The 5300-nt window shown below is 29.7% G+C and carries 7 protein-coding genes; 6 read left to right on the top strand and 1 reads right to left on the bottom strand.

The window, feature by feature from the left end; genetic code table 11:
* The first annotated feature begins 230 nt into the window (after positions 1–230).
* The 6 genes from U9O55_00520 to U9O55_00495 all read left to right on the top strand — a co-directional run bounded on the left by U9O55_00520 (position 231) and on the right by U9O55_00495 (position 4573).
* Positions 231–797 carry a type II secretion system protein gene (locus U9O55_00520; GenBank protein ID MEA2088317.1) on the top strand — a complete coding sequence of 189 codons (567 nt, stop codon included), beginning with the start codon at positions 231–233 and terminating at the stop codon, positions 795–797.
* Between the two features lie 326 nt (positions 798–1123).
* Positions 1124–1915 (top strand): prepilin peptidase, encoded by a 792-nt coding sequence (locus tag U9O55_00515; GenBank protein MEA2088316.1) that lies wholly within the window; start codon positions 1124–1126, stop codon positions 1913–1915.
* 2 nt (positions 1916–1917) lie between these two features.
* The gene (locus U9O55_00510) at positions 1918–2463 is read left to right on the top strand and encodes a prepilin-type N-terminal cleavage/methylation domain-containing protein (GenBank protein MEA2088315.1); all 546 of its coding nucleotides are present in this window, start codon (positions 1918–1920) and stop codon (positions 2461–2463) included.
* A gap of 4 nt (positions 2464–2467) precedes the next feature.
* Positions 2468–3082 carry a hypothetical protein gene (locus U9O55_00505; GenBank protein MEA2088314.1) on the top strand — a complete coding sequence of 205 codons (615 nt, stop codon included), beginning with the start codon at positions 2468–2470 and terminating at the stop codon, positions 3080–3082.
* 155 nt (positions 3083–3237) lie between these two features.
* Positions 3238–3825: a type II secretion system protein gene (locus tag U9O55_00500; GenBank protein ID MEA2088313.1), complete on the top strand. Its 588-nt coding sequence runs from the start codon at positions 3238–3240 to the stop codon at positions 3823–3825.
* Complete coding sequence (locus U9O55_00495; GenBank protein ID MEA2088312.1) at positions 3815–4573, top strand: hypothetical protein; 759 nt, start codon at positions 3815–3817, stop codon at positions 4571–4573. The genes U9O55_00500 and U9O55_00495 overlap by 11 nt, the downstream gene beginning before the upstream one ends.
* Positions 4574–4670: 97 nt before the next feature.
* Here the strand turns inward: U9O55_00495 and U9O55_00490 are convergent, their stop codons facing one another.
* Entirely contained in the window at positions 4671–5189 is a 519-nt protein-coding gene (locus U9O55_00490) for a hypothetical protein (GenBank protein MEA2088311.1), read from the bottom strand.
* Positions 5190–5300 lie beyond the last annotated feature (111 nt).

Raw genomic sequence — 5300 nt, 5'->3', positions numbered from 1 at the left:
TTATGACAATGGAACCGAAATAGAAAAAGAAGACGAATGGCTTGAAAAAAATTAAACTATAAAAAACCAATAGAAGTGTTTTAAAAAATTTTCAATTTACCGATTAAGCTTTGGAATAGAATTCAAGTTTTATTGTTTAACTTTTTTGTTTTATTATGTTATAATAATAACACTTTAACATATATTTTCTTTATATGTTTAAATGAATTTTGAAAGGGGGTGAAAAAATAATGAAAAAATTAAATAAAAAAGGTTTTACTCTGATTGAATTATTGGTTGTTATCGCTATTATTGGGTTATTGTCAACTTTGGCTGTTGTTGCTTTTGGAAATACAAGAATAAAAGCAAGGGATTCTAAAAGACAATCTGATTTAAAAGTTTTTCAAACAGCTATTGAAATGTATATAACTGATAACGCGGCAGCTCCTGATCCAGGTGCTCCTGCAGCAGCAACAGATCGTTGGGATGGCGTGGCAAATAATTTAGAAAGTCTGCTGGCAGATTATTTGCCAGGCGGGCTTCCTGAAGACCCTTCAAGCACTGTAAGAAAATGGATTTATTGTTATGGCACTGGAGCTAGCGCTGATTCAAGATATATGGTTGCCACAAGTTTAGAACAAAATAAAGCTATTGCTGGAGATTTGGACAGTGTTAGTAATTGGGCGGCTACTGAGTGTATAGTTTCTGATGATGGAGAACCTGCAAATGCAGCACCTGTTTGTGCGGATAGTAATGGCGGAACCATTGACACCGATACTACAGCTACAGCAGTTTGTTTAGGAAGTGACGATTCATAATAAAATATATTACTGTGTGGTAATATAAAATTTTAAAAGATCAAAGGAATTTTTTTGATCAAAAATTCAAAAACCGAAAACACCTGAACGGGTGTTTTCGGTTTTAGGGTTTTATGATATAATAATATCATCTAAACATTTAAACATTTTAAAAATTAAGGGAGATTTTTGTTTGCAAGCTTCCCTTTTTGGAAAAGGGTCGTCGGTTTCCCCCTTTAGCAAAGGGGGACTAAGGGGGATTTTATAATTAAAAATTAAAAATATCTAAAAATTTCCCAACCCTCTTTGCCAAGGAGGGACTATCTAAGGGGAGGACTAAAAAAATTATGTTTGTATATTATTTATTTTTTGTTTTTATTTTCGGCGCGATTATAGGAAGTTTCCTGAATGTCGTAATTTTACGCCTGCGTAACAAAAAAACTTTTCTAAAAGGGAGATCTTATTGTCCAAAATGCAAAAAGAAAATTGTTTGGTATGATAATCTGCCTGTTTTAAGCTTTATTATTTTAAAAGGCAGATGTCGGTATTGTAAAAAAAAGATTTCTTTACAATACCCGATAATAGAATTAATAACAGGTCTTCTTTTCGCAATTGCGTTTTTAGTTAATTTGAATCATTCAATTTTAGAAACAGATTCTAATTTTCAATTTTTGATTCTATTGTTCCGCGATTGGCTTTTTATTTCTATTTTAATAATAATTTTTGTTTATGATTTTCGCTGGTATCTTATCTTAGACAAGATTACTTTTCCAGCTATGGGAGCTGCTTTGGTTATTAACATTTTGCTTGGATTTTCTTTGGTTAATATTTTAATTGGTGCTATAATAGGAGGTAGTTTTTTTCTAATTCAATTTTTATTGTCGCAAGGAAAATGGGTCGGAGGAGGAGATATACGGATGGGTGTTTTAATGGGAATTATGCTTGGATGGAAGATGCTTTTAGCGGCTTTATTTTTGGCTTATATCATTGGATTTATTATTTCAATAATTTTATTATTGTTTAAAAAGAAAAAAATAAAAAGCCAAATTCCCTTAGGGACATTTTTATCAGTAGCGACAGTTATTATTTTATTATACGGCAAGGAAATATGGGAATGGTATTTTAATATTATTTTTTAATAATGAAAATAGTTAACAAAATAAAAAATAACATTTTTGGATTTTCTTTAATAGAGCTTCTTGTTTCAGTTTCTATTATTGTAATTATAACTAGCATTTCCGTTGCTAGTTTTACTTCTTGGAAAAAAGATGAAAATCTTAGGCAGTCAGCTCTTGTTTTAATGTCTAATATGCAAAAAATTCAGAATATGAGTTTGACGGGACAGATGTATAATGGAAGTATTCCAATAGCTTATGGAGCGTATTTTAATGACACAAATCCATCTTCTTATACTCTTTTTGCTGACATGAACGGAGATTATATTTATGATGATGATGGAACTGAAAAAATAGAGGATTTTGATTTATTAGGTGATGTTTGCATATCTAATTTAATTCCCGTTGCTTCTAATAAACTAACGATAATTTTTAAATTGCCAAAGGCTGAAATTTACATTAATCAAGATACTTTAGATAATGTTGCTGAAATTGATGTAATTCACAATATTACTTCTAATTTTAAAACAATAAAAATTAAAAGAATTACAGGGCAAATTGATATGGAATAAATTTATGTTTAATAAAAAAATATTAAAACAAACAGGGCAAGGACTTATTGAAGCAACAGCTTCAATAGCGATTATCGCGATGGGAATGTCAGCAATTATTTCTTTAGTGATAATGAGTCTTGCTTCGGACAAAGAAAATAGCAATAGAATGATAGCGACAAATTTGTTGCGGGAGGGGATTGAAGTTGCGAGAAATCAAAGAGATAGCAATTGGTTAAGAATAGATTCAGGGGTTGTGGGAGCTGCTTGGGATGATGGGCTCTATAATAATAAAGATTACACAGTTATTATAAATTTTGACGAATCTACTGGCGATTGGGATTTTCAGTTTCAACCAAATATTATTAGCAGTCCGTATTGTAAAATGTATTTAAAAAACGAAGTTTATGAGCAAAGGAACGGCGTTGTGCCAGGAGGAATTCCGACTAATTTTTATCGTTTAATTAAATTATATCCGATTTGCGAATTAGATGGCGTTGAAACAATTGCTGAAGACGGACAAGTATGCAATGATGTGGCGCCTGGGAGCGATAAAATCGGAATTCAAGTGATTTCTGAAGTTATATGGGGAGACGGGAAATCTGTTTTAGCAAGAGACAAGCTGTATAATTGGAAGTAAATTTGAATTTAGAATTTAGAATTTTGATTGAAATATTTAATGTTTTAATTTTTAATATTTAAACATTATGTCATTATGTCATTTAAAATTGAATTAATCCCGCAGATATTGCGGGACAAAATTATTTTCAAAAGCAAAAAAATTAATTTTGAAATATGAAATTTATAAGCATAAAAAAAAATCAGCGCGGATTTACACTTATGGAAATTATTGTTGTTTTGGCTATTTTTACAATTACTATTTCTATTATGGCTGATATTTTTATTACTTCAATTACGGCGCAAAGAAAAATTATTGTTAGGCAAAAGCTATTTGCTAGCGCCCGTTATTCAATTGAATTAATGTCAAGATATATAAGAACGGGAACTATTTCTTACAGCGATTTTTCTGATCCTGTTTTAATATGTGACGATGAAATATATATTAGAGATAATGATGACATAAAAACTTTTTTTAAATTATGCGAGGGGTGCGGCAGTTGTCCGGCTGGCGTTGGGAAATGTTTAATAATGAGCATAGATGAAGGGATTACTTGGGATAGTGTTACTCCAAAAGGTGTTGAAGTTGATAAATTAGAATTTTATATTAAACCCTCAACTGATCCTTTTATTGTTGGTGGTCCAGATGTTCAGCCAAGAGCTACAATTATATTAAAACTGAAAAATAATTCAGATCTTTCATCGTCATACCAATCAGAAGTATTAATTCAAACAACTATTTCAACAAGAATATATGATAGATAAATCAAAATGCAAAATGGCAAATCAAAAAGGAACTGTTTTAATTTTTGGAGTTTTAATTACTTCCATTATTTTGGTAATGGGGGCGGGCGTGAGTGTTTTTATTATTTCAGAAATTGTTAGCACAAGAAAAATTGACAATTCAATAATTGCTTATTATACAGCGGAGTGTGGAATAGAACATGGGTTATTTGAAATTAGAAAAAAAGGCAAGACAATAAATAATATTGATATGGCGGATATTCAAGTTGCTGGTGCTGGGAGCTGGACAAGAATCGCTTCTAATAAAGACAATGATATTTTTATTCCTTTGGTTGAAGTTGGAGGCAATTTTTACATAAATTTATATGATCCAGACGCAGAAGATGTTAATGGCGTTATTGATTATCATGCCGGAGTTGACGCGCTAACAATAGAATGCCAAAATGGCAGCTCGTTATTAATAAATTGCAGTGTTTGGGATCCAGAAATGTCAAGTTTGACCTTAGCAATTCCCAACTATTATATGCATTGCAACAATGGAATTCATGTTATTTCTTTTCCTTTGAAAAATAGAGCTTATAGATTTTATGTTCAAGCCGCGTTTGTGGACGCGAAAGATATTATTATTAAAGCTTATGATGACAATGATGTTTCTAACCCAGCAAATCAGATTGAAATTATTAACAAAAATATTATTAATTCAACAGGAACCTATGTTAACAGCAAGGCTGGAGTCAGAGCTGAAATGGATATTGATCCCCCATGGTAAATTATTTTATTAACATATAAAAAATAAAAATTCGGTTCTAAAAACCGAATTTTATTTTTGTTTAAATGTTAAAGTGTCTAGATGTTTAGATATTTTTTTATTGTATTGATCTTGGCATAACTTTTATTGAATTAGCAATAAATTTTTTTGCTCCTTTGATATCTGATCCAGCCGTTGCTTCAATTCTATCATTTATTTTTAAATCGCTGAATTGAATTTTTTGAATAATAGATGAGTAACTTTTCCCATCGCTTTTTGGAATAAACGTAAGTTTATTGATTTTAGTATTTGGTTTAATTTCAATTTCAATAATTTCAGTTTTTCTTTCTTTATTGAATTCTAATTTTTTTCCTTCTAAAATAATTGCTTCAACAAAAATCGCGTCTTTTGTTATTTTTATGATTTTGCCGTTTACGTGATAAATTTTTAAAGGCAAGCCATTATCAATTTTTTTTTCTGTATTTATATTAGCATTTATATTTTTATTATTCGAGGGATTTTTGGAAATATTAGCGGGTTGATTTTGATTATTTTGAGACATTAAAAATAAAAATGAAAAAAATGCAATTATTGTTATTAAAAATAACATTAAAGTTGAAAGATATAATTTTTTCATAATGTTCAGAAATTATTAAATTTTTATAACATAATTAATTATAACATATTATAATATAATTTTTAATAATGTAATTGTGGATAAATCAATATAATTTTAATCCGTTTGAAT

The sequence above is a fragment of the Patescibacteria group bacterium genome, assembly GCA_034660655.1.
GTDB lineage: Bacteria > Patescibacteriota > Patescibacteriia > JAACEG01 > JAACEG01 > JAACEG01.
This window is presented reverse-complemented; position numbering and strand designations above follow the sequence as displayed.